Consider the following 22586-nt stretch of genomic DNA (forward strand, 5'->3'; position numbering starts at 1 on the left):
CGTCACTACTCATTTTTAGAACCTGTTCTAGTTGTATCAGACAGCACGTCTCGGCGGCATCAGCCGCGGGGCAATCCGAGAATGCGTTCCGCCGCGGCGGTCCGCAGTATCTGCGTGGTGCCGCCGGCGATGGAAAGGCATCGGTTCTGTAAGAACAGATCCGACGCCTCGGTGGCTGCCACGCCGTCGATGCCGAGGATGTCCATCGCGAACTCCGGCACGGCTTGGCGGTGTCGGACGCCGATGAGTTTTCGGACACTGGAGAGCGCACCCGGATCGTGGCCGGCAAGACGCTGGGTCACCGTGCGCGCGTCGATGACGCGGCCGACGTGCGCTTCGGCAACCAAGCTGCCGAGCGTCGCCGATTCGGCCGGATCGAGGCTGCGGCCCAGCGTCTCGACCTCTCGCAGCAACGCCTCCATCTCCTTGCCGAGCCCGGATCCGCCCATGGCGACGCGTTCATTGGACAGCGTGGTGCGGGCCAGCCGCCAGCCGCCGTCGACCTCGCCGACGACGCAATCGTCTGGCACGAACACACCGTCGAGGAACACCTCGTTGAAGTTGGCGCGACCGGTCAGTTCGCGCAGCGGCCGGATGTCGATGCCGTCCGATGACATGTCGACCAGGAAGTAGGTGATGCCTTTGTGTTTCGGCGCGTCCGGGTCGGTGCGGGCGAGGCAGATGCCCCACGTGGCGTTGTGCGCCTGGGACGTCCAGATCTTCTGGCCCTGGAGTTTCCAGCCGCCGTCGATGCGGGTTGCCTTGGTACGCAGGGCCGCCAAGTCGGAGCCGGCTTCGGGTTCACTGAACAGCTGGCACCAGACGAGGTCACCGGTCAGTGTCGGTGCCACGAACCGCTCGCGCTGTGCGTCGGTACCGTGCTCGAGGATGGTGGGGATCGCCCAGGCGCCGATCACCAGATCGGGCCGAATGATGCCGGCGCGGTCGAACTCGCTGTCGATGAGGAGTTGCAGCGCGGGTTCGGCGTCGAGGCCGTGCGGGGCGGGCCAGTGCGGCATCAGGTATCCGGAGTCGGCCATCGCCTGGCGTCGATGATCGGGGTCGGTCGCGGCGATCGCCGCGATGGCGTCCCGAACCGCCGAGCGACGATCTTCCACCGCGGACAGGTCGAGCTCGAAGTCCCTTCGCGCACCGTCTGATCCGAGCTTGGCGAGATCTCGACGGGAACCGGTCGACTGTGCGAGGAGGGCGCGGGCGGTCGTCGCTGACCGCAGATAGAGGTGGGCGTCATGCTCGAAGGTGAAGCCGATCCCACCGAGCACCTGGACACAATCCTTGGCGTTGGCGACGGCGGCGTCGGCGGTCACGACTTCGGCAGCGAGACGCGCGATCTCGAGTTGTGTTCGGGCCCGGTCGGGTTCGGCGCCGTGGAGCAGTTCGTCGATGGCCCGCGCGGCATCCCACGCGACGGCGGCGAGTTCCTCGCTCCGGCAGAGCATGTCGGCACAGATGTGTTTGATCGCCTGGAATGATCCGATCGGCGACCCGAATTGCGTGCGCACCTTGGCGTAGTCGACGGCGGTGTCGAGTGCCCAACGCGCAACGCCACTTTGGTAGGCGGCCAGTGTGGCCGAGAGGACTCCGGCGATCAGTGCGTCGTCGTCGAGGGGGATGAGAGCCTCGGGGTCGAGGCCGGAAATCTGTACCCGCAGGACCGATTCGGTGCCGCTGATCGGGGCGTGCGGGGTGGCGTCGACGATGCCCGTTGTTGGGGGGATAAGGTGCCAGTGGCCCTTCGTGGCTCGGCTAGCGCCTCGCACCTCAGGGACCGGAGGCACATCTCGGCCAGCGCCTCGCACCTCAGGGACCGGAGGGGTTCCCTCCCCGAGGAACACCAGCAGTGCGCCGGCCTCGACGTATCCGGGCACCAGTCCCAAGTCGATGCCACCGTCGCGGAGTTGTGGGACATTCTGCCGTGTGTAGGCGGATGCGGGGACCGCCACCGGCAGGTCGCCTGCGACGATGGCGGCGAGCAGGTCGGTGGACCGGCCGTCGTCGCAGCGGGAGAGGGCGACCGCGGCGGCGATGGTCGCGCCAAGCGGTCCGGGGACGAGACTGGTGCCGCACTGCTCGACCATCGCGGCGACGTCGATGAAGGTCGCACCCAGTCCGCCGCACTCTTCGGGGACTGCGCCGGCGAAGACGCCGAACTCCGCGAGCTGGCCGAAGAGGCCGGTCCACTGATCGGCTGGTTTGTCGATGTCGGCGCGGACAAGGTCGGTGGTGTGGACGCCGCGCGCCCACGAGGCGATCGCGTCGCAAACCGCGACTTGTTCTCCGGACGTGGCGATGGGCACGTGATTCCTCTGCTGTCGTGTGACCGGGCTAACTAGAACGTGTTCTAATATGCCACGCCGAAGGGTTGTCCGGTAGGCAGAGGTCCCGAACGTCGGGACACGCCTTTGGGTCAGGCCCGAGCCAGTAGTTCGCCGTGCGGGATCACGATCCATCCGTCCGGATGCTCGGCCCACGCCCGCCAGGCCGCCGAGATGTCGTCGAGTTCGGCTTCTGTGGCGAGTCCACGTTCGAGCGCCATCTGTCCCATCGCCGAGTAGATCCGTTCGGCCCACATCCCGCCCCACGCCGCGCGATCCTCCGGCGTCGCGTAGCACCACACCGACGCCGACGGCGTGACCTCGGTGAACCCGGCCGCGTGCGCCCACGCGAGGAGTCGTCGACCGGCGTCGGGTTCGGCATCGTTGCCCTGCGCGACCGCGCGATAGATCTCGAGCCAGCGGTCAAGTCGTTCGTCGTGCGGCCACCAGGTGAAGGCGGCGTAGTCGGCGTCGCGGACGGCGACAGCGCCACCGGGCCGCGTCACTCGTCGCATCTCCCGCAGCGCCGCGACCGGGTCCGACAGATGCTGCAGCACCTGGTGGGCATGGGTGACGTCGTAGGTGTCGTCGGCGTCGGACAACCCATAGGCGTCGTCGACGGCGAACTCGACCGAGACCCCGCGCTTGGCGGCACTCTCCCGCGCCGCAGCCAGCGGTGCGTCGGTGATCTCGATGCCGCGCACCCGCCCGGGTGCGACGAGGGCCGCGAGGTCAATGGTGATGCTCCCCGGCCCGCACCCGACGTCGAGCAGGGTCAGTCCCGGCTCCAGCAGCGGCAAGAGATATGCCGCGGAGTTCTCGGCGGTGCGGGCGGCGTGACTGCGAACGACCACGCCGGCGTGACCGTGGGTGTAGACGTCCTTACGGGTTTCGTCGTGGTGAGTCATGGCGTTCCGTGTCCGAATTCGTGTTGATTGTCACGTAATTGTTCTGAATGTTGAGTTGTGACGGACAATTAGAACCTGTTCTAATATGCGATGGGAGGTTGCCAACCGGTAGCCACTACCCAACGTAGACGACAACGTGAGGATGTCCGAGCAAAAATGGCACGTTCCGCACCGGCAAATGCCTCGGTCGAGTCGACCGGGGACTCTGCGTCGTCGTCGGCGGGGGCCGAAACCGGATCAACTGCACAGCGCGAGCGCCGCCGTCGCATCCTCGACGCCACACTCGCCCTCGCCTCCAAGGGCGGATACGACGCCGTCCAGATGCGGACCGTCGCCGACAAGGCCGACGTCGCCGTCGGCACGCTCTACCGCTACTTCCCGTCGAAGGTCCACCTACTGGTCACCGCGCTGGCCCGCGAGTTCGAACGCGTGGAGTCGCGCGTCGATCGGTCGCAGCTGCGCGGCGAGAACGGCGTCGAACGGCTCCGACACGTCCTCGACATGATCACCTATGCGATGCAGCGCGATCCGCTGCTCACCGAGGCCATGACCCGTGCGTTCATGTTCGCCGACGCGTCCGCGACCGCCGAGGTCGATCAGGTCGCCGGCATCATCGACCGACTGCTCGCCGGCGCCATCGTCGGCAACACCGGTGAGCCGAGCGAAGAGGATCTCGCCATCGCACGCGTGATCTCGGACGTGTGGATGTCGAATCTGGTGCAATGGCTGACGCGACGCGCCTCGGCCACCGACGTCACCAACCGCCTCGAGCTGACTGTGCGTCTGCTGCTGAAGGATCGCCTCAGCTAGACCTACGCACTCCGTCAGTTGCCGGCGCGCGATTTGGGTTTGGGTGCCGGCGCGGGATTCAGGTCCTTGCTGATCATCGGCCAGGTGCGGTGCAAGTCGCTCTCCCAGTAGCTCCACGAGTGGGTGCCCGTCGGCCGCGACACCATCGTCAGCGGGATGCGCAGGTGCCGCAAACGGCTGGCCATGTCCTGAGTGCACTGGTTGACCGCAGCCTCGATGAGACCGCCCAGCACAACCTGATTCGCCAGCGTCAACGGATTGCCGGCGATCAACGGTGAGTCGATCCGGTCATAGGGGCCGGGCAGGCCGGTGCCGCTGGTCATATACACCTTGGTGCCGCGGAGTTTGGCGGCGTTGAGGTACGGATCGTTGGCTGCCCAGCCGGGACTGCCCGGCGGTCCCCACATGTTGTTGACGTTGCCCTGCCCGCGGTCGGCGACGACCATCCGAATGTAGGCCTGCCCCAACGGATCGCTGGTCCGGGCGCAGCCACTGTAGGCCGCGACCGCACGGTACAGCTTCGGCGCGGCGATCGCGAGGTTGAGCACCGAGGTACCGGCCATCGAAATGCCCGCGATGGCATTGACTTTGGTGGTCTTGAGTTCCTTGTCGATGAGCGGCGGCAGTTCCTTGGTGAAGAAGGTCGTCCACTTGTTGCGGCCGAGCATCGGGTCGTCGTGCTGCCAATCGGTGTAGTACGAGAACGCGCCGCCGATGGGCGTCACCACGTTGACGTTCTTGTCGGCGAAGTACTTGTCGTAGTCGGTCTTCGCCGACCAGGTGGCCGAGTCCTCGCCGCCGCCGGCACCGTTGAGCAGATACAGCGTCGGGCGCGGCTTGCTGGTGTCACGCGGTCGCAGGATCGAAACCGGGATCATCCGTTGCATCGACGCCGACCAGACGACCGCCGTCATGTGCTGATTCGCTTCATGGATCACCGTATCGATCCGCGAAACCGCGGGATTCGGCGTCGGTGCGGCCGACGCCATCGAGGCCCCCGCCGTAAGCGTGACCGCCGCCGCAACCGCCGCCCCGGCAGCCATCACCGATCGACGCTTCCACGATTCGCGCACCATTAGCCCCTTTAGCCACATCTATCACAGACGTAACAGATGCTAGCGGCCGGTTCTCCGCTCCCCAAGTCGTGGCGCTGGGTTGTTAGGCAGTTGTGACTCGCAACCTCGCTCCTCACACGCAGATCCGGGTAGTGCACTACTCGCGCCTTCAGCGCGGATCGGACACACGATGACAGCCACCGGTACCGGTTGACCAGCGAGGAGACAGATATGAAGAAGTACACGGTCGCCCAGGGCGACACCCTCTGGGGCCTCGCTCTGCGCGAGTATGGCGACGGGAGCCTGTTCACCGTCATCGCCGCCGCCAATCATCTCGTCAATCCCGATTTCATCCAGGCGGGGCAGGAACTGCTGGTCCCGTACGTGACCTTCCGTCACCACGTCGTCACCGCCGATACCGGCACGATGCGCAAGCAGCTCACCCAGACCTTCTACGGAACCACCAACAGCACAACGCAGTTGATGTGGGAGGTCGCCAACGGCGTTGCCCAGCGAGAGATCGTCACCGGAGCGTGGCTCCGAATTCCGGACGTCGGCACCCACGCCGGCCACCACACCGTCGTCGACAACGAGACCCTCCGCATCCTTGCCGAACGCTGGTACGGCGATGAGCATCTGGCGACCATGGTGGTTGCCGCCAATCAGCTACCCGACGAGAACATCACCGTCGGGCAGATCCTCCAGGTCCCCGGGTTCAACCGCCGGCGGTTCATCACCGGCAACACGCTCCGCGAGATCTGCCTCGAGGAATATGGCCCCGGCGAAGTCGACTTGTGGGCGGGAATCGTGGCCGCCGCCAATCGGATTCCCGAGCCGTCGTTGCTCACCTCCGGGCAGTTACTACTGCTACCGTCCTGATTCCAGTCGCGGGAGCATGAGCCCGAACATCGACCGCAGACAGTCGGCGAACACGGCATCGGGATCAGCGGTCCATCGCTCGTGACCTGCCGCCGACGCCGCGATCGTCGAATGCGCGACGGCGATCGGATACTCCGCGTCCGCAGCCGAATCAGTACGCTCGGCAACGAATTCCGCGACCACCGTGCGCCACTGCCGGTAGACCATGCTGGCGTGCGCCTGCACAGCCGGCACCTCCAGGATCAGCTGCGCCCGGTGGCGTGCCCACTCGTCCTCGTTCCGACCGTGATCGAGGGCCGAGATGAACGCCGCGGCAATACAATCCGCGGGGTCATCGGCCGGGTCCGAGGCATAGAGGCGTTCACGAAAAACCTCGAGTTCCGCATCCGACTCCACCCAGACGACGTCCGCCTTCGTCGGGAAGTACCGGAAGAAGGTCCGACGGCTCACCCCGACCTCCGCGGCGATGTCCTCCACACTGGTCTGCTCGAATCCGTTGCGCAGGAACAGTCGCTGCGCCGCGGCAGCCAGTTCGTGCGCGCTGGTACTCGCCGGACGGCCACCCCGATCCACCACATCGACACGGTCAGCTGAGTTGTCGACACGTTCGGACTGCTGACGCATGCGCCCATCGTCTCATCTACCAACCACAGATCGCAGACAAACCGCCCTAGCGTTATGGCATCGTGTGACATATCCTCGGTCATGAGACGCAGCTCACATCGACGTGGGCGGAAGGGAGTCATGCATCGTGGGCAAACTCGACGGGAAGGTCGCCTTCATCACCGGCGCAGCGCGAGGACAGGGCCGCAGTCATGCGATCACGCTGGCCAAGGAGGGTGCCGACATCATCGCGGTCGACGTCACCGAGCAGGTGGAGACGGTCCCCTACGCGACGGCCCGTCCCGGCGACATGGAGGAAACCGTCCGGCAGGTGGAGGCGCTCGATCGCCGGATCATCGCCTCGGAGGTCGATGTTCGCGATCTCGCCGCCCTGACCAAAGCCGCCGACGACGGGGTGGCCGCACTGGGCCGACTCGACATCGTCCTCGGCAATGCGGGCATCAGCACGATGGCACCCACTCTCGAGATGGATGAGGAGATGTGGGACACCATGATCGAGATCAACCTCAGCGGTGTGTGGAAGACCGTGCGAGCCGCGGTTCCGCACATCGTCGCCGGAGGGCGAGGTGGTTCGGTGGTGCTGACCAGCTCGCTGGCCGCGATCACGGTCAACGAGAACATCGCGCACTACACCGCGGCCAAACACGGCCTGGTCGGCCTGATGCGGGTGCTGGCGAAAGAGCTCGGTCCGCAGAGCATTCGGGTCAACACCGTGCATCCGACGACCGTCGCGACGGACATGATCCTCAACGAACCGACCTATCGCCTGTTCCGTCCCGACCTGGAGAACCCGACACTGGCCGACTTCGAAGAGGCGGCTCGAGAGATGAACAAGTTGCCGGTGCCGATGGTCGAGCCGATCGACATCTCCAACGCCATCCTCTACCTCGTGTCCGACGACGGCCGGTACGTCACCGGTACCACCCATGTCATCGACGCCGGTGGGCGTCTGTAACACAACCTCTTTCGCTGTAGCCCTCGACAAAGGAGTCTCATCATGGGTCTATTGGACGGCAAGACCGCGCTCATCACCGGCGGCGCCCGCGGGCAGGGACGCGCGCACGCGGTCACCTCGGCGCGCGAAGGTGCCGACGTCATCCTGCTCGACATCACCTCGCAGGTCCTCGACAGCGTCGACTATCCCCTCGCGACCGCCGAGGACATGGCCGAGACGGTCCGCCAGGTTGAAGCGCTCGACCGCCGCGCGCTGACCTTCGACGCCGACGTCCGTAACCAGGAGCAACTCGATGCGGCGGTCGCCGGCGGCATTGCCGAGTTCGGCAAGATCGACATCCTGATCGCCAACGCCGGCATCTGGACACGTGCGCCCTTCTGGGAGATGACCGAACAGTCGTGGGCCGACATGATGGACGTCAACCTCACCGGGGTCTGGAAGTCGGCGAAAGCGGTTGCGCCGCACATGATCGAGCGGCAGACCGGCTCGATCGTCATCACGTCGTCGGTGAACGGCCTGGAACCGGGCATGAACTACGCGCACTACGTCGCCACCAAGCACGGCGTCATCGGGTTGATGAAGAACATCGCGCTGGAGCTGGCGCCGCACGGAATCCGCTGCAACTCCATCAATCCGGGTGCCATCCTGACGCCGATGACCAACCAGCAAGGTGCGTGGGACATGTTCGCCGGTCACGAGGGCGGCACCAAGGAGGATCTCATCGAAGGCGGTTACAGCTTCCACGCGCTCAAGGGCACCACGTTCATGCCGCCGGAGGTCATCGCGAACACCGCGCTCTACCTGAACTCTGGGCTGGCGGCTACGGTGACGGGTGTGACCATTCCTGTCGACGCCGGACACATGCTGCTCACCGGCTCAAACCCGGAACCCGTGAAGTGACGTCTGCACCAACTCCGACGACGGACCGCGGCCGCGACCTGGCCGCGGTCCGCGCCGCGATAGCCGGTCGGATCGTCGGCCGCGACCGAGAGCTCGATCTGGTTCTCGCCGCGGTGGCCGCCGGACGCGACCTGATCCTCGAAGGTCCACCCGGCACGTCGAAGAGCACCCTGCTGCGTGCGATCACCGCGGAATGGGGTATCCCGCTCATCCTGGTCGAGGGCAACGCCGACCTCACCCCGAGCCGACTTGTCGGACACCATAATCCGTCGCGGGTACTGAAAGAGGACTACAGCGCCGACAACTTCGTCGACGGTCCACTGCTGGAGGCGATGCGGGTGGGCGGCTTCCTCTATGTCGAGGAGTTCAACCGCGCCCCCGAGGACACCATCGACACATTGCTCACTGCGATGGCCGAACGCGTCGTCACCGTCCCGCGCGTCGGATCGGTCACCGCGGCACCGAGTTTCCGGATCGTCGCGTCGATGAATCCGTACGACAACATCGGCACCACTCGGCTCTCGACGTCGGTCCACGACCGGATGTGCCGGCTCGTCGTCGACTATCAGGATGCGGATGCCGAACGCGAAATTGTCTCGCGCCGTGCCGAATTCCCGGCGTTGCGGATTGCCGCCGACGCCGTGGCGGTCACCCGGGCGACCCGGGAGCGCGACGATATCCGTCAGGGCAGCAGTGTGCGCGGCGCCATCGATCTGGCGTTGGTGGCGACGCAGTTGTGCGCCATGCGCGGCATCGACGTGCCCATCGACGACGCGATCGATCCGCCCCGTAACCTGCCGACCGACTACACGGGCGCGTTCCTGGATGCGATGTTCGTGGCGCTGTCGGGTCGAATCCACCTCGACGACACCGCATTCACGACCGCCGAGGGTGTGCTGACCGAGATCTGGCAGGACCACTTCGTGCTCAAACCCGCTGCTGCCGAACCGGGTTGAAGAGCGATCGCGGCCGACTCCCCGCTCACTCGGCGGGCGGAGTCGCCGCGGCCCGGCGGACGGCAGATGCTCAAGCCGTTGCGCCGCAAGCCCAAGCAGCTCGAGACGTCGCCGGACCTGCTCGTGCCGTCCTCGGGTGGCGGTGGGTTGATCATCGCGGGCAAGCGTGGTCCCGACGGCAAACCGCCGGGGGCGCCGCCGGGCTCGACACAGCCGGGCGAAACCGACGAGTCCGGTGAGCTCGGCGACACCGATCAAGCACTCGTGCCCGACGAGGCCGCGCGGCTGCGGGCCCGGCAGATAGCTCGCAAACTCGCTCTCGCACAGGTCCTTCGGACACCTCGAGCACCGCGGTCAGCGACCGGAACGCTCGTCACCCGACGGTGGCGCGGGGATTCCGACGAGATCGACCTCGATGCGACATTGGAGGCGATCGCCGCCAATCCCCTACCGACCGACGACGACATCCTGGTGCGGCAACGGATTCGACGACGCCGTTCTGTCGTGCTCGTCGCCGACATCTCGGGTTCGGCACGCGGCGAACAGGTTCGGACCGCCGCGGCCACTGTCGGTGCGCTGGTGGGTGAGCTGAGTCGGGATGCGGTGGCGGTTGTCGCGTTCTGGTCCGACGCCGCACTCATCTCGCGACTCGGCGATCCGATGGAACCGGATCGGATCATCGACCAGTTGCTCACCCTCCCCACCCAGGGGTTGACCAATGTGACGTTTGCACTCGAGACCGCCGCCGACCAACTCCGCGGCGTCCCGCGCGCCGACGCCCGTGTGCTCCTGCTCAGCGACTGCGTCCACAACGCCGGCCCCGACCCGCGGACCGTCGTCGCAGATCTACCGCGTCTCGATGTGCTGCTGGATGTTTCGGGTGAACACGACACCGACCTCGGCCGCGATCTCGCGCTCCTCGGGCACGGGCACTGTGTGCCTATCCGGGATCACCACGGGGTCGCCGCGGCGTTGCGGAAAATGTTCACGACGTGAGCGTCTTCAGCGGTGCTTGAACTCTGGTTCCCGCTTCTCCACGAACGCTGCCATGCCCTCGGTCTGGTCGTCGGTGGCGAATGTCGAGTAGAACAGCGCCCGTTCGGCGCGCACACCCTCGACGAGGCTGGATTCGAAGGCCCGATTGACCGCGTCCTTGGCGAGCGAGGCGGCGATGAACGACTTCGAGGCGATCGTGGCCGCAGCCTCTTTCGCAACGGTCAGGCACTCGTCGGTGGGCACCACGCGGGACACAAGTCCGATTCGTTCGGCCTCGTCGACCTTCATCTGGCGGCCGGTGAGGATCATGTCCATGGCCTTGGACTTACCGACGGCGCGGGTAAGTCGCTGGGAGCCACCGATTCCCGGGATGACACCGAGGTTGATCTCGGGCTGCCCGAAGACGGCGTTCTCGCCGGCGATGATGAAGTCGCAGAGCATCGCGAGTTCGCAACCACCGCCGAGTGCGTAGCCGGTGACCGCGGCGATGATCGGGGTGCGCAGGCGGGACAGGTCATCCCAGGCGCCGAAGAACTGCTCGCCGATGACGTCGCTGTAGGACTTCGACGACATCTCCTTGATGTCCGCGCCGGCCGCGAAGGCCCGCTCGGAGCCGGTGAGGACGATGGCGCCGATCTCTGGATCGGTGTCGAATTCGGTTGCCGCCGTGACGACTTCCCGCATGAGCTCGGTGTTGAGCGCGTTCAGCGCCTTCGGGCGGTTCAGCGTGATGACGCCGACTCGGCCTTCGCGGGCAACGGTGATGGTCTGCAGATCAGACACTCGAATCCTCCTGTGCGACTTCGGTGATGGTCAGTTCGAGCGCGTCGGGTAGCGGCGCGAAGTAGGCGTCGACCGACGGGGCGGTGACGTCGTCGAAGGTGGGTGGCTGCCAGGACGGGTTACGGTCCTTGTCGATGACCTGCGCCCGAATGCCCTCGGCCATATCGGGGTGCAGCAGGCTGCGCATCGAGACGCGGTATTCGCGGTGCAGTGTGGCCTCGAGGGTCGGTAACTCTTCACGCAGGGCGCGCAGCGTCACCGCGAGTGTGGTGGGGCTTTTCGCGGCGATGGCGTCAGCGACCTTCGTCGCATCCTCGGTGCCGACGGCGCGGCAGCGGTCAATGATCTCGGGCACCGTGGGCGCGGCGAAGGCATCGCGAATCCAGTTGCGTTGTGCGGCGATCCGGGACTCAGGCGGGTCTTGCGCGTACCTGGTGAGGGCGTCGTCCAGGGACGTTGTCGCGATGGCGGCGATGAAGTCGTCGAGCGTGTCGGCGGGGACGAAGTGGTCGGCAAGGCCGAGTTCGATGGCGTCCGCCCCGAACAGCGAGTTCGCGGTGAGGCCGGCGTAGATGCCGAGGTTGTCGGGGACGCGGGCCAGAATGTGGGTGCCGCCGACGTCGGGCACGAAGCCGATGCCCACCTCGGGCATCGCGAGGCGCGTGCGGTCGGTGACGATGCGCGTGTTGGCGTGCGCGGAGATACCGACCCCGCCGCCCATGACGATGCCGTCCATGATCGCGACGTAGGGCTTCGGGTAACGGGCGATGTCGGCGTTGAGTTGGTACTCGTCACGCCAGAACGCGGCCGACGGGCAGGCCACGGCTTCAGCGTCCCCGGCCGCCGGATTGCCGCTCAGCGAAGCGGCGTCGCGGTGGATCGCGACGATGTCGCCCCCGGCGCACAAGCCACGCTCCCCCGCGCCACGCACGACCACCGCCGAGATGGCGTCATCGATCGCCCACGCGCGCAGCAGTTCGTCCATGGCGGTGACCATCGGATGGTCCAGCGCGTTGATCGACTTCGGCCGGTTGAGCGTCAGGGTCGCCACCGACCCGACAACCTCCGAGAGCACCGACGGCTCATCCACCATGACCACTCCTTGCGTTCGACGTCACCAAGAATAGTTGCATATCCTAGTATCGGAGTCCAGGCAGCCTCGCTGGTTGAGCGCGACGAACGAGCGTAGCGAGTCCGACGCTGGTCGAAACCAGCCTCGCTGGTTGAGCGCGACGAACGAGCGTAGCGAGTCCGACGCTGGTCGAAACCCGATCAGCTGCCGGCAGCGGCAGGTCGCGCCCGCACATACGCGTCGACGACCAGAGTCAACACTGCCGAACCGTCCTGGTTGACGATCTCGGCGGAGGTGGTGACCAGGGCGCGGCCGCGGTCGTCGAACTCGATGGCGTCGATCAAGACGGTTCCGGTCAGGGTGTCGCCGGGGCGCACGGGCCGCAGAAACCGCACGTCGTTCAGGGTCCGCCCGGCGATCACACTCCAGTGGTCGAACACCCCGGTGACCGACAGCCGCTGGTAGATGGCGATGGTGTGGATGCCGCTGGCGATCAGCCCGCCGTACGCACCGGCGTCGGCGACGGCCGCGTCGATATGGAATCCCTGCGGATCCCACTGCCGGGCGAACTCGACGAGTTCGGCCTCGTCGAGGGTGTACGAGTCGAGTTGATAGCGGTGACCAACGACGAGATCGTCGGCGTAGGCCACGGCGGGCTGGGTATCCACGGACGTGAGGGTAGCCCCGCTCGGCTGGTATACAACGAGGGGTCGATCCGCAGGAGGAACTGTTCATGACCGAGCTGTCGTCGCCGCTGACCTTCACTCACGGTCCCGCGTGGGCCAACCGTCTGGCGCTCGCCCCGCTGACCAATCTGCAGAGCAATCCCGACGGCACCCTGCACGACGACGAGTACCACTGGCTGGTGCGGCGCGCCGAAGGCGGATTCGCGATGGTCATGACCTGCGCGGCGTTCGTCAGCCAGGCCGGACTCTCCTTCCCCGGTCAACTCGGCATCAGTGACGACAAGCATCTGTCCGGTCTCACGCGCCTCGCCGACGGCCTCCATGCCGCGGGCAGCGTCGCGACGGTGCAACTCCAGCACGGCGGTCGACGAGCGAGTGCGCAACTGTCGGGCGAATCCGTCGTCGGCGTGTGGGACGACCCGGCCAAGGGTGCCTCCGCACTCACGACCGAGGCCGTCGAGCAGGTGGTGCAGGACTTCGTCGATGCCGCCGCCCGCGCCGAGCGGGCCGGCTTCGACGGCGCGGAAATCCATGGGGCGCACGGCTATCTACTTGCCCAGTTCCTCGATGCCCGCCATAACGACCGTACCGACCGCTACGGCGGCTCCGCCGACAACCGGTTCCGCTTCATCCACGAGATCATCGCCGGCGTGCGTGCGGCGACGTCGTCGAATTTCCAAGTGGGACTGCGGTTGTCACCGGAGCGGTACGGCATCGCCCTCGACGAGGGACGCGAACTGGCCCGCCAGGTGCTGGCCGAGGGCACTCTCGACTATCTCGACATGTCGCTGTGGGATGCGTTCAAGGAGCCCCACGAGGAACAGCATCAGGGTCAGCGGCTGATCGAGTTCTTCACCGACCTGCCACGCGGTGACACCCGTCTGGGTGTCGCGGGAAAGATCCTCGACGGTGCAGGCATCCACGAATGCTTAGACCGCGGTGCGGATTTCGTGCTCATCGGCACCGCCGGGATCATTCACCACGACTTCGCCCGCAGCGTGCTGGCGGACCCGGGCTACGTGTCGACACCGCAACCCGTGCCCGCCGAGCACCTCGTCGGCGAGTCCGTGGGACCCAAGTTCATCGATTACCTCTCGACGAACTGGGACGACTTCGTGACGTAACCGCTTGTCGCCCAGCCTCGTCGACAGTGGACTCGGTCAGGAACCGCCGCCGCCGGCCACCCGGGCCCGTAGATCGTCGCGCGCACCGGCCACGGTGGCATCGATGACTGCGCTGAATTCGTCGGTCTCGAGAACGGGCCCGACAAGCCCGTCCGAAACCCCGGCGTCTCCTTCGGCGATGGCGACGGTTCGCATGTGCGTGAAGCGGTCGAAGCCCGACTTTCCGTGGTAGGCACCGGTTCCGGAGTTGCCCACCCCGCCGAATGGTGCGCCACCGAGCATCTGATGGGTCATGATGTCGTTCGCCGTAACACCCCCGCTCGTCGCATGCGCCAGGAAACGTTGGAACTCGTCACCCTGCCCACCGAACCAATAGGCGGCGAGCGGAGATGGCCGCGAATTGATGTATCCGATGACCTCGTCGAGTTCGTCGTAGACGTGAATCGAGACGACCGGACCGAAGACTTCCTCCTCGGCGATGGTGGCGTCTTCCGGTACGTCAACCAGGACGGTCGGCACGATCCGGCGCTCGCCGTCGTTGGGCTCCTGTGAGGTTGTCACCGTGACCTTCTGGGCTCCCTTGCCCACCGCATCCTCGACCAGAGCGCTCACCCGGTCGAAGTTTCGGTCGTTGACGATCGACACCACGCCGCCGTCAGTGGCGTAGTCGGGATACAGCGTCTGCAATTCGCCGACGAGTTTGTCGACGAACCCTTCCCGCTGCGATCGGGGCACGAAAACGTAGTCAGGGCACAGACAGACCTGGCCGCCGTTGAGCATTCGGGTTCCCGCGATGCGGTGTGCGGCGAGGTCGATGTCTGCATCCTCGGCGACCACGACGGGATTCTTGCCACCGAGTTCCAGTGTGGTGGGCACCAGGTTTCGGCCGGCGGCCTCCGCGACCCGCCGGCCGATGGCCGGAGATCCGGTGAACACGATGTGATCGAACGGCAGATCCGAAAACGCCTGTGCGGTCTCGAGATCGCCGATGACGACGGTCACTTCCTCGGGCGACAGATGTTCGGCGACGGCGGCCGCAAGGATCGCTCCGGTCTTGGGATGGAAATCGGGGAACTTGATCATCACCCGATTGCCCGCCGCGAGGGCGTTGATCGCCGGATGGATGGTCAGCTCGATCGGGAAGTTCCACGCTCCGATGATGCCGACCACGCCGAGCGGCTTGCGCTGGATGAAGCCGCCCGCCAGGACTTCCGGCTCCATCCACTTGGAGATGTTGTCGCGCAGTTCCTGCGCTGCGCCGACACACCCCAGGATGTCCAGCGCCTTGGTGAGTGCGGGTGGGCGACTCCCGTATTCGCCGCCCAGGCTCTCCGCAAGCGCGTCCGCCGCTTCGACCACGGCCAACAACAACCGGTCGATTCTGCTGATGCGCGTCTCGGCCGAGGCGACCCCCTCGGCGAGGTAGGCCTTCCGCTGACGTTCGAGCAGGCCCATCAGATCGTCGCGCGACACCGGAGCGATGGCGTTGTCAGTGGGGGTGAGGGTGGTCATCAAGTTCCCTTCGTGGGTTCGTCGAGACCATGTCACGAACCCGAACCTGGGAATGCACCCCGAGTTCGTCCACGGCCACCCGCAGACTAACCGCTCGAACGCTCGTTAGGGTGTGGTTTCCGAATGTCAGGCACGCCCGCGGTATTTGCGGTTGTACTCCTCATACATGTCGGCGTTCTTCACCCGTTCCTGCTGATTGACGAGGTTCGGATCGAGTCCGTGCTGGGTCAGTCGGTAGCGGCGGTACACCTTGTTGAGTGCGATCGAGAAGAACAGATACGGCAGCAGGATCGGGATGGTCATGTTGGCGCGGATCAGCCAATCCGCCGGGGTGAACAGCATCGGAATCAGCAGAATGATGCAAGGGATCGACCAGCGGAGCACCATCCGGACCGTAGCGCCGGGACCGGCGAGATCGTTGCGGACCCAGTCGATCATCGACGCCGGCATCTTCGCGCCGTAGGCGTACTTGACGTACTGCCACCCGTGCGGGCGGGAATCGTCCTTGCTCATGTCTCACCTGATTCGTCTCGGGTCCGTCGGCGACCTCCCCCATATTAGTAGCACACGATCAAATCGTGGGATAGCGAAGTGTGGGGAGTCACTCACCGTCAATCGCGCCGACTGATCAGCGGATTTGGCGAATCCGTCAATCGCGGAGTGCGACGGTGCCGGACGGACCGGCTTTGCCTGCGGTCAGGACAACACGGACGACAATCGACCACCGATCGTGGAAATCGTCTCCGCGTCCCCGGGCACACCGGGCTTCCACGGCAGACCGAGCCGGTCCTTGGTCTTGTCGCGGTAGCGCGGGATCACGTGGATGTGGAAGTGGAACACCGTCTGCCATGCGTCGGCTCCGCAGCAGTTGAGCAGGTTGACACCGTCGGCGCCGAGCTCCTCGACGACGGCTTTCGCAATGCGCTGCGCCGACAGGGTGACCGCGGTCAGGTCGTCGGCCGGGATCTCGAGCAGGTCGGTGCTGTGCCGCTTGGGGATCACCAGGAGATGCCCGTCGGAGGCCGGGTTGATGTCCATGAACGCGTAGGTGGCGTCGTCCTCGGCGACCTTCGTGTTGGGGACGACTCCGTTGACGATTCCGCAGAACACACACTGATCACTCATGGTGCGTGACGCTACCCACCACTGTCGGCGCTGACCATCGACGGCCTACCGTAGGAACGTGACACCAAATACCGATCAGTCCGTGGTCATCATCGGCGCCGGCCATGCCGGGTCCAGCGTCGCTGCACTACTACGGCAGTCCGGGCACACCGGCCACCTCACCATGGTGGGCGATGAGCAGCACCTGCCGTACCACCGACCTCCACTGTCGAAGAAGTTCGACGGCCCGACGGTGCAGCAGCCACTGCGCCCGGCAGAGTTCTACGCCGACAATCGGATCGATCTGCGGACGCAGTCGCGGGCGGTCGCGATCCGGACCGCGGACACGACGGTGGTGCTCGCCGACGGCACCGAGATCGCCTACGACACCCTCGTGTTGGCCACCGGTTCCACTCCGCGCCCACTCCCCGGGACCCCTGAGGGCACCTCGTCGGTCGTGACACTTCGGACGATCGACGACGCCGATGCGCTCAACCAGTCGCTGGGCCGTGGCGGAGACCTCGCGATCGTCGGCGGCGGATACGTCGGCATGGAGGTCGCCGCCGTCGCCCGCAGCCGCGACATCCGGGTGACCGTCATCGAGCGCGAAGACCGCATCCTGGCCCGCGTCGCCAGCCCCGAGCTCTCGACGATGCTCACCGACTATCACCGCGAGCGCGGCACGACAGTGCTGACCGGCAGATCGGTGGCTCGCCTGGTCGCCGACGGCGCGGATGTCACCGGCGTGGAACTCGACGACGGCACCGTCGTCGGCTGCCGCACCGTCCTCGTGGGCATCGGCGCCGCACCCGACGAGCAACTCCCCCGCAGCGCCGAGCTCGAGTACGACGACGGCGTCATCACCGACGAGGACGGCCGCACCAGCGATCCGCACATCTTCGCCATCGGCGACGTCGCCCGACGACCCGTCAAGAACCACCACGGCCTGCGTCGACTCGAATCCATCCCCGCCGCAACCGAACACGCCAAGCGCGCCGCGGCGGCGATTCTGGGTCAAGAACCCGACGACCACGAGGTGCCGTGGTTCTGGTCGGACCAGTTCGACCTCAAGCTCAAGATCGCCGGCCTCACGACACCGGACGCCCGAATCATCACCCGCCGCACGCCGGGCAAGAACGCGGTGGCGTTCTACCACGTGCAGCCCGCGGGCAATGTCGTCGCCGTCGAGGCGGTCAGCGCCCCGTCGGACTTCTCCACCGGAAAGAAGTTGATCAGCAACGGATCTCGCGTCGACGTCGAGGCGCTGGCCGATCCGACGATCAAGCTCAGGGACATCGTGGCACAGGCCGGATGACGGTACGGCAACATCGTGACCGGACGTAGCCCAGATCCATCGCCGTATTTCGGGCGCGACGAACCGACCATCGAACAAGATCTCGGCGAGTTGGGCGCACTGCTGCTCGATGCCGGTATGTCGGTGACCGATGTACGTACCTCGCTGGAAGCGGTGTCCGGCACCGTGATCGCCGCGCAACCGGTGTCGTTTGCTGTGCTGCCGGAGGCCGTGTGGGTCACCCGGGACAACTCTGGCGAGTCGATCATGGTCTACGGCGGTCGGACCGAGCTCTCCTTCCGACAGGCCGCGGCAGCGACGCGCCTTGCTCAGCAAGCGATCTCGGCGACAGTCCCGGCGGCCGAGATCTCTCGACGAATCGCGCAGATCCGGGCGCAAACCCGTCCACACCCCGTCGTGTCGGCGACGGTGGGTAACGCGCTCATCGCAGGCGGGCTGGCCATCGTCTTCCGGTGTCCGTGGTGGTCGATTCTGGTCGCGGCGGCCGTCGGCACCCTCGTCGGAGTGCTGATGCTGTTGTTGGGTCGGGTTCGGGAGGGCACCGCGATCACCCCGTTCGTTGCCGCTTTCACCTCGACGCTGATCGTCGGTGCCGTCGCCGGTGCCGGTGATTTCGGTTCGGTGCCGTTGTTCGGGGTGTGTGCACCGGTAGCGATCCTGGTGCCCGGTCTCGTCATCACCAACGCGCTGCTCGAGCTGACTTCCACCGACATCGTGACGGGTGCGTCGCGACTGCTCTACGGCGTGATCATGCTCGGGTTCATGGCCGCCGGCATCAGTGCCGGGGCGGCGGTGACCGGTCTGCGGATTGATCCCTCCTCGGCCGCACTCGTCGGTCAGATCCGATCCGTTGCCGGTAGCGCCGGCTGGCAGGCGTTGCCCCCGGTGTGGATGTCGTGGGTCGGGGTGATCGTCATCGCGGTCGGGCTGGGCCTCGCTTTCGGGTCCGGGCCGCGATTGACCATCCTCACCGTCATCGTGATGTTGTGCACCTACGGTGTGCTCACCGTGTCGACCGTGCTGGTCGGCAGCATTGTCGCGACCGGCGTGACCGCAGCGGTGCTCTTCATCGGGGCCCGGGTCATCGAGGGGCTCACGGTCGCGGTCCCGGCCACCGTGTCGTTCCAGCCCGCCTACCTCCTGCTGGTGCCAGGCACCGTCGGTTTGGTGGCGTTGGCGGCGCTCGACACGAATTCACTGCAGACCACGCCGGCGATCTTCGCCAGCCTGTGCATCGGCATCAAGGTCGGCGCGCTCATCGCGGAGATGTGCCTTCGACCGTTGGGGACGTTCGCCCGACGGTGAGCTATGGTTCCGTCGCACCAGCACGTTGGGCCACGTGACCGTTGATGGCCGGTGATTTGGCCAGTGACTCAACCACTTCGGCGACGTTGCAATCAAATCCCGTTATGCGGCAGTCGGGTTGAACCGGCGAGGTGCTTGCTCACGATGTAGCACCATCGCCGCGACCTGCTCGCAGTCCGGCGACGAAAACCGCAGCGCCTCGGCAAAAGCGTTGTTCGCAGCCGTGCGCCGACTGGTCGCCGACGGCGCAGATGTCACCGGCGTGGAACTCGACGATGACACCGTCGTCGGCTGCCGCACCGTGCTCGTGGGCATCGGCGCCGCACCCCCGAGTAGGTAGCCCGATCCCACGGGGGTTGCCTGTCCCGACCGTCACCCCGGTCGGGACAGGCAGCCCCTCTTCCGGCTGTCTCACTGTGGAGTTCTCAAAGATCTTGCGCGGTACCGACTTTCGTCGGTTGCGCGAGAAATGTGCTGAGTAGGACTATCTCTCTGTCTGGCTTTCCTTCTTGACCCGAACACACCATAACCCCCGCCACCGACAATTCTGATCGCGCTCAGACGGCCCGATCGGAGCCACCCGAACTTGTCGGAGGCCCGCGATACACTGGACGCTTGCGAGTAACTCATCGAATCGAAACCCACTGGTGCACAGTTGATTCTGTCGATGTCGAACCCTTGACTCGAACGTTTGTGCGAGTACGATTGAGGTATGCCCTCCACCACCGCTCCCACGCCCGCAGACCTGCTCGCCGCTGCCCGAGACCTCACCGTCACCGGACTGACCCGACGTCAAGCCTTCGACACCACCCGCACGATCATCGACCTGTCCAACACCCTCGGACACCTGCTGAGTGTGTGTGCCGCGGAGATGGACCGCCTCGGGGTGGCCACCCAATCCGGCGGCAAGATCAAACCCTTGCTCATCGAGATGGGGCTGGCACCCTCGGTGGCCGACCGAGTCCTCCGCATCGGCCGCGGACTGCCGGCCATGCAGTTGCTACCCGGGTATGCCGAGGACGGGGTGTTCCCGATCGAGCACCTCGATGCCATCGTCGCCGGACTGGGCCACGTCGAGCGCCGTGCGCTGGACGGATTGTGCGACGAGGAGAAGCGCGAGGTGGAATCGGCGCTGATCGCCCAAGCGGCCTCCGGGGCCACGCCGACCGAGATCACCGACAAGGCACGGGCGCTGGGCAACGAGTACGCCACCGAGACCGGTGGGCTGCCCGCGGCCGAGGACCACACCCTCAACGAACTCACGTTGATCAAGGTCGACGGGCGGGTGCACATTCGGGGGGACGTCGACATCGTGACCGGGGAGAAGTTGATGGGCGCCATCAGCTCGCTGTCGAAGAAACGGCCCGAGCCCGACGGGTCGGAGGATTCACGGTCGACCGCCCGGCGTCAGAGCGATGCGCTCGACCTGATCGTGGATGCGGCTGCGGCCACCACGAGTCCGTTCGTCACCCGCCCGAACAATCATGTGAATCTGATGCTGCCTGCCGCCGACCCGACCATGTCCTACCTGCAATCCAACGGGCCGGTCACCGCCGCCACCGCCGCCTTACTGGCGTGTGATGCCGGGATCACCGCGCTGATCATCGACGACCAGACCGTGCCGCTGAAGATGGGCAAGGAAACCCGCTACTTCCCTGCCCACATCCGCAAGGCGATCATCATCCGCGACCAGTGCTGCATCAAGTGCGGGGCACCCGCCCGCTGGGGCCACGCGCATCATCGGCTGTTCTGGAGTGAGGGAGGTCCGACCGACCTCGACAACGGATGCCTCCTCTGCCCGTCGTGTCACGCCGACGTGCATCACCTCGGGTGGGACATCATCATGGGTGCTGATGGGCACCCCTGGTTGATCCCGCCCGCCTCAAGAGATCCACGCCGACAACCCATCCCCGCCTACAACCGCCGCACCATGACCCTCGACGACCGGAGTGCCGCGTGATGGTTTCGACACGCCCCTCGCCTATCGGCTCGGGACGGCTCAACCAGCGGTAGGGGCACGCCCACGGGACGGCTCAACCAGCGGAGAGCTCAGCACATTTCCCGCGCACCCGTCGAAAGTCGGGACCGCGCACGATCTTTGACAACTCCATAGTGTGAACAACCGGCGCGCATGCGGGTTGCCTGCCGGACCAGGGGCGGTCCGGCAGGCAACCAGGCGGCAGTCAGGACCGGAAGTATGGCCGGTACTTGCGATTGACCGCCACGAGCTCCTGCGCCATCGTCAATGCCACGCTGACCGAGTCTTGCCCACCCGACTCCGATCGGTGCAGAATGTCGCGGGCGGTGTCGGCGATGGCGTCGACCCGGGCCTCGAGTTCGCTATCGTCATCGCGCACCTCGGCGTCCACGGCGAGCAGCCCGCCCGCGTTGGCGACGAAGTCGGGGACGTGCACGATGCCACGCTCGCGGAGGTCCTGCGCGAGCGCGTTGTGGCTGAGCATGTTGTTGGCGGCGCCGACGAGAACCGACGCCCGCAGGCCGGCGACCACCTGCTCGTCGACCACCCCGCCGCCGGCGCACGGGGCGACGACGTCGACGTCGGCGAGCAGAATGTCGTCGAGATCCATGGCGATAACGCCGATCTCGTTGACAGCACGGTGCACTCGAGCCTCATCGATGTCGGCACCGAACACGTCGGCACCGGCATCGGTCAGCATCCGCGCCACGTGCAGCCCAACGTTACCCAGGCCCTGGATTGCCACCCTGGATCCGTCGACGCTCCGGCCACAGGCGTCGAGGGCAACCTCGATGCTGCGCACCACTCCCCGTGCGGTGAAGTACGAGGGGTCGCCGCGTTGACTCGACACCACCTCGACGTGCCGACCGATGAGTTCGAGGTCACGGACCGACGTGCCCATGTCGACGCCCGGGATGTATCGGCCGCCGAGGGATGCAATGTATTTAGCGTGGGCAACCAGGACTTCGTCGCGGTTGGCCACCCGGGGATCGGCGTTGATCACACTCTTTCCGCCGCCGAGCGAAACGCCCGCAAGCGCAGCCTTGTAGGTCATTGCCTGCGCAAGATTCATCGCGTCCGCCAACGCCGCTACCGAAGACTGATACTGCCGCATTCGCACCCCGCCAAGCGACGGGCCGAGCGTCGTATCATGCACGGCAATAACCGATTCGAGACCCACTTCGGGATCACGGCACAACACGATCTGTTCGAAGTCGCGGTCGTGGACGTCGGCGAGGAAGTCGATGGTGGAGCTTGCTGTCGTCATGCCGCAGGACGTTATTGGGGT

General features: G+C 66.0%; 22 protein-coding genes. 10 read left to right on the forward strand and 12 right to left on the reverse strand.

From position 1 onward, the window contains the following. Nucleotides 1-59: 59 nt before the first annotated feature. Together AAFP30_RS09245 and AAFP30_RS09250 are read right to left on the reverse strand one after the other, a co-directional pair. Nucleotides 60-2318 (reverse strand): acyl-CoA dehydrogenase family protein, encoded by a 2259-nt coding sequence (locus AAFP30_RS09245; protein ID WP_419229602.1) that lies wholly within the window; start codon nucleotides 2316-2318, stop codon nucleotides 60-62. A 110-nt stretch (nucleotides 2319-2428) separates the two neighbouring features. Further along, nucleotides 2429-3244, reverse strand: coding sequence for a methyltransferase domain-containing protein (locus AAFP30_RS09250; protein ID WP_419229603.1), 816 nt, complete (start codon nucleotides 3242-3244; stop codon nucleotides 2429-2431). A gap of 156 nt (nucleotides 3245-3400) precedes the next feature. Between AAFP30_RS09250 and kstR the strand changes: the two genes are divergently transcribed. After that, nucleotides 3401-4054 (forward strand): cholesterol catabolism transcriptional regulator KstR, encoded by a 654-nt coding sequence (gene kstR, locus AAFP30_RS09255; RefSeq protein WP_419229604.1) that lies wholly within the window; start codon nucleotides 3401-3403, stop codon nucleotides 4052-4054. A 14-nt stretch (nucleotides 4055-4068) separates the two neighbouring features. Here kstR and AAFP30_RS09260 read toward each other — a convergent pair whose 3' ends face one another. Beyond that, nucleotides 4069-5127, reverse strand: coding sequence for an alpha/beta hydrolase (locus AAFP30_RS09260; RefSeq protein ID WP_419230145.1), 1059 nt, complete (start codon nucleotides 5125-5127; stop codon nucleotides 4069-4071). A 213-nt stretch (nucleotides 5128-5340) separates the two neighbouring features. On the opposite strand from AAFP30_RS09260, the gene AAFP30_RS09265 reads away from it, so the two are divergent. Beyond that, nucleotides 5341-5988, forward strand: a complete 648-nt coding sequence (locus AAFP30_RS09265; protein ID WP_419229605.1) for a LysM peptidoglycan-binding domain-containing protein — start codon at nucleotides 5341-5343, stop codon at nucleotides 5986-5988. On the opposite strand, the gene AAFP30_RS09270 is transcribed toward AAFP30_RS09265, so the two are convergent. After that, a complete protein-coding gene (locus AAFP30_RS09270; protein WP_419229606.1) occupies nucleotides 5977-6612 on the reverse strand; it encodes a TetR family transcriptional regulator in 636 nt (211 codons plus the stop codon). The genes AAFP30_RS09265 and AAFP30_RS09270 overlap by 12 nt on opposite strands. 127 nt (nucleotides 6613-6739) lie before the next feature. Here AAFP30_RS09270 and AAFP30_RS09275 point away from each other — a divergent pair, with 127 nt between their 5' ends. The 4 genes from AAFP30_RS09275 (at nucleotide 6740) to AAFP30_RS09290 (ending at nucleotide 10419) form a co-directional block, all read left to right on the forward strand. Next, complete coding sequence (locus tag AAFP30_RS09275; RefSeq protein WP_419229607.1) at nucleotides 6740-7567, forward strand: mycofactocin-coupled SDR family oxidoreductase; 828 nt, start codon at nucleotides 6740-6742, stop codon at nucleotides 7565-7567. A 42-nt stretch (nucleotides 7568-7609) separates the two neighbouring features. After that, on the forward strand, nucleotides 7610-8467 hold the full coding sequence (locus tag AAFP30_RS09280) for a mycofactocin-coupled SDR family oxidoreductase (protein WP_419229608.1): 858 nt from the start codon (nucleotides 7610-7612) through the stop codon (nucleotides 8465-8467). Next, nucleotides 8464-9423, forward strand: coding sequence for an AAA family ATPase (locus AAFP30_RS09285; RefSeq protein ID WP_419229609.1), 960 nt, complete (start codon nucleotides 8464-8466; stop codon nucleotides 9421-9423). Before AAFP30_RS09280 ends, AAFP30_RS09285 begins: the two co-directional genes overlap by 4 nt. A 66-nt stretch (nucleotides 9424-9489) precedes the next feature. Beyond that, nucleotides 9490-10419, forward strand: a complete 930-nt coding sequence (locus AAFP30_RS09290; RefSeq protein WP_419229610.1) for a vWA domain-containing protein — start codon at nucleotides 9490-9492, stop codon at nucleotides 10417-10419. Between the two features lie 6 nt (nucleotides 10420-10425). Here the strand turns inward: AAFP30_RS09290 and AAFP30_RS09295 are convergent, their stop codons facing one another. The 3 genes from AAFP30_RS09295 to AAFP30_RS09305 form a co-directional block, all read right to left on the reverse strand. Then, the gene (locus tag AAFP30_RS09295) at nucleotides 10426-11202 is read right to left on the reverse strand and encodes an enoyl-CoA hydratase (RefSeq protein WP_419229611.1); all 777 of its coding nucleotides are present in this window, start codon (nucleotides 11200-11202) and stop codon (nucleotides 10426-10428) included. Beyond that, nucleotides 11195-12295 (reverse strand): enoyl-CoA hydratase/isomerase family protein, encoded by a 1101-nt coding sequence (locus tag AAFP30_RS09300; RefSeq protein ID WP_419229612.1) that lies wholly within the window; start codon nucleotides 12293-12295, stop codon nucleotides 11195-11197. Before AAFP30_RS09300 ends, AAFP30_RS09295 begins: the two co-directional genes overlap by 8 nt. A 179-nt stretch (nucleotides 12296-12474) precedes the next feature. Continuing rightward, nucleotides 12475-12942, reverse strand: a complete 468-nt coding sequence (locus AAFP30_RS09305) for a MaoC/PaaZ C-terminal domain-containing protein (RefSeq protein ID WP_419229613.1) — start codon at nucleotides 12940-12942, stop codon at nucleotides 12475-12477. A gap of 65 nt (nucleotides 12943-13007) precedes the next feature. Between AAFP30_RS09305 and AAFP30_RS09310 the strand changes: the two genes are divergently transcribed. After that, nucleotides 13008-14084 carry an NADH:flavin oxidoreductase gene (locus AAFP30_RS09310; RefSeq protein ID WP_419229614.1) on the forward strand — a complete coding sequence of 359 codons (1077 nt, stop codon included), beginning with the start codon at nucleotides 13008-13010 and terminating at the stop codon, nucleotides 14082-14084. A gap of 36 nt (nucleotides 14085-14120) precedes the next feature. On the opposite strand, the gene AAFP30_RS09315 is transcribed toward AAFP30_RS09310, so the two are convergent. The 3 genes from AAFP30_RS09315 to AAFP30_RS09325 all read right to left on the reverse strand — a co-directional run bounded on the left by AAFP30_RS09315 (nucleotide 14121) and on the right by AAFP30_RS09325 (nucleotide 16721). Beyond that, nucleotides 14121-15596 (reverse strand): aldehyde dehydrogenase family protein, encoded by a 1476-nt coding sequence (locus AAFP30_RS09315; RefSeq protein WP_419229615.1) that lies wholly within the window; start codon nucleotides 15594-15596, stop codon nucleotides 14121-14123. A 126-nt stretch (nucleotides 15597-15722) separates the two neighbouring features. Then, the gene (locus tag AAFP30_RS09320) at nucleotides 15723-16109 is read right to left on the reverse strand and encodes a DUF5313 domain-containing protein (RefSeq protein WP_419229616.1); all 387 of its coding nucleotides are present in this window, start codon (nucleotides 16107-16109) and stop codon (nucleotides 15723-15725) included. A gap of 183 nt (nucleotides 16110-16292) precedes the next feature. Beyond that, nucleotides 16293-16721 (reverse strand): HIT family protein, encoded by a 429-nt coding sequence (locus AAFP30_RS09325; RefSeq protein WP_419229617.1) that lies wholly within the window; start codon nucleotides 16719-16721, stop codon nucleotides 16293-16295. A 58-nt stretch (nucleotides 16722-16779) separates the two neighbouring features. Here AAFP30_RS09325 and AAFP30_RS09330 point away from each other — a divergent pair, with 58 nt between their 5' ends. Continuing rightward, on the forward strand, nucleotides 16780-18015 hold the full coding sequence (locus AAFP30_RS09330) for an NAD(P)/FAD-dependent oxidoreductase (RefSeq protein ID WP_419229618.1): 1236 nt from the start codon (nucleotides 16780-16782) through the stop codon (nucleotides 18013-18015). A gap of 15 nt (nucleotides 18016-18030) precedes the next feature. After that, complete coding sequence (locus tag AAFP30_RS09335) at nucleotides 18031-19320, forward strand: threonine/serine exporter family protein (RefSeq protein WP_419229619.1); 1290 nt, start codon at nucleotides 18031-18033, stop codon at nucleotides 19318-19320. A 102-nt stretch (nucleotides 19321-19422) separates the two neighbouring features. Here AAFP30_RS09335 and AAFP30_RS09340 read toward each other — a convergent pair whose 3' ends face one another. Next, nucleotides 19423-19635, reverse strand: coding sequence for a hypothetical protein (locus AAFP30_RS09340; protein WP_419229620.1), 213 nt, complete (start codon nucleotides 19633-19635; stop codon nucleotides 19423-19425). A 397-nt stretch (nucleotides 19636-20032) separates the two neighbouring features. Here AAFP30_RS09340 and AAFP30_RS09345 point away from each other — a divergent pair, with 397 nt between their 5' ends. Further along, nucleotides 20033-21280, forward strand: a complete 1248-nt coding sequence (locus tag AAFP30_RS09345) for an HNH endonuclease (RefSeq protein WP_419229621.1) — start codon at nucleotides 20033-20035, stop codon at nucleotides 21278-21280. A gap of 223 nt (nucleotides 21281-21503) precedes the next feature. On the opposite strand, the gene AAFP30_RS09350 is transcribed toward AAFP30_RS09345, so the two are convergent. Beyond that, on the reverse strand, nucleotides 21504-22565 hold the full coding sequence (locus AAFP30_RS09350; protein WP_419229622.1) for a Glu/Leu/Phe/Val dehydrogenase dimerization domain-containing protein: 1062 nt from the start codon (nucleotides 22563-22565) through the stop codon (nucleotides 21504-21506). Between the last annotated feature and the right edge of the window lie 21 nt (nucleotides 22566-22586).

This window comes from Gordonia sp. CPCC 205515, from assembly GCF_048537925.1.
Taxonomy (GTDB): domain Bacteria; phylum Actinomycetota; class Actinomycetes; order Mycobacteriales; family Mycobacteriaceae; genus Gordonia.

Bases quoted from the DNA above. Each gene is read 5' to 3' on its own strand.
- AAFP30_RS09340 (WP_419229620.1), bottom strand. From the start codon at position 19,635: ATGCCCACGAGCACGGTGCGGCAGCCGACGACGGTGTCATCGTCGAGT.
- kstR (WP_419229604.1), top strand. From the start codon at position 3,401: ATGGCACGTTCCGCACCGGCAAATGCCTCGGTCGAGTCGACCGGGGAC.
- AAFP30_RS09325 (WP_419229617.1), bottom strand. From the start codon at position 16,721: ATGAGTGATCAGTGTGTGTTCTGCGGAATCGTCAACGGAGTCGTCCCC.
- AAFP30_RS09310 (WP_419229614.1), top strand. From the start codon at position 13,008: ATGACCGAGCTGTCGTCGCCGCTGACCTTCACTCACGGTCCCGCGTGG.
- AAFP30_RS09290 (WP_419229610.1), top strand. From the start codon at position 9,490: ATGCTCAAGCCGTTGCGCCGCAAGCCCAAGCAGCTCGAGACGTCGCCG.
- AAFP30_RS09345 (WP_419229621.1), top strand. From the start codon at position 20,033: ATGCCCTCCACCACCGCTCCCACGCCCGCAGACCTGCTCGCCGCTGCC.
- AAFP30_RS09350 (WP_419229622.1), bottom strand. From the start codon at position 22,565: ATGACGACAGCAAGCTCCACCATCGACTTCCTCGCCGACGTCCACGAC.
- AAFP30_RS09300 (WP_419229612.1), bottom strand. From the start codon at position 12,295: ATGGTGGATGAGCCGTCGGTGCTCTCGGAGGTTGTCGGGTCGGTGGCG.
- AAFP30_RS09265 (WP_419229605.1), top strand. From the start codon at position 5,341: ATGAAGAAGTACACGGTCGCCCAGGGCGACACCCTCTGGGGCCTCGCT.
- AAFP30_RS09280 (WP_419229608.1), top strand. From the start codon at position 7,610: ATGGGTCTATTGGACGGCAAGACCGCGCTCATCACCGGCGGCGCCCGC.
- AAFP30_RS09270 (WP_419229606.1), bottom strand. From the start codon at position 6,612: ATGCGTCAGCAGTCCGAACGTGTCGACAACTCAGCTGACCGTGTCGAT.
- AAFP30_RS09320 (WP_419229616.1), bottom strand. From the start codon at position 16,109: ATGAGCAAGGACGATTCCCGCCCGCACGGGTGGCAGTACGTCAAGTAC.
- AAFP30_RS09250 (WP_419229603.1), bottom strand. From the start codon at position 3,244: ATGACTCACCACGACGAAACCCGTAAGGACGTCTACACCCACGGTCAC.
- AAFP30_RS09315 (WP_419229615.1), bottom strand. From the start codon at position 15,596: ATGACCACCCTCACCCCCACTGACAACGCCATCGCTCCGGTGTCGCGC.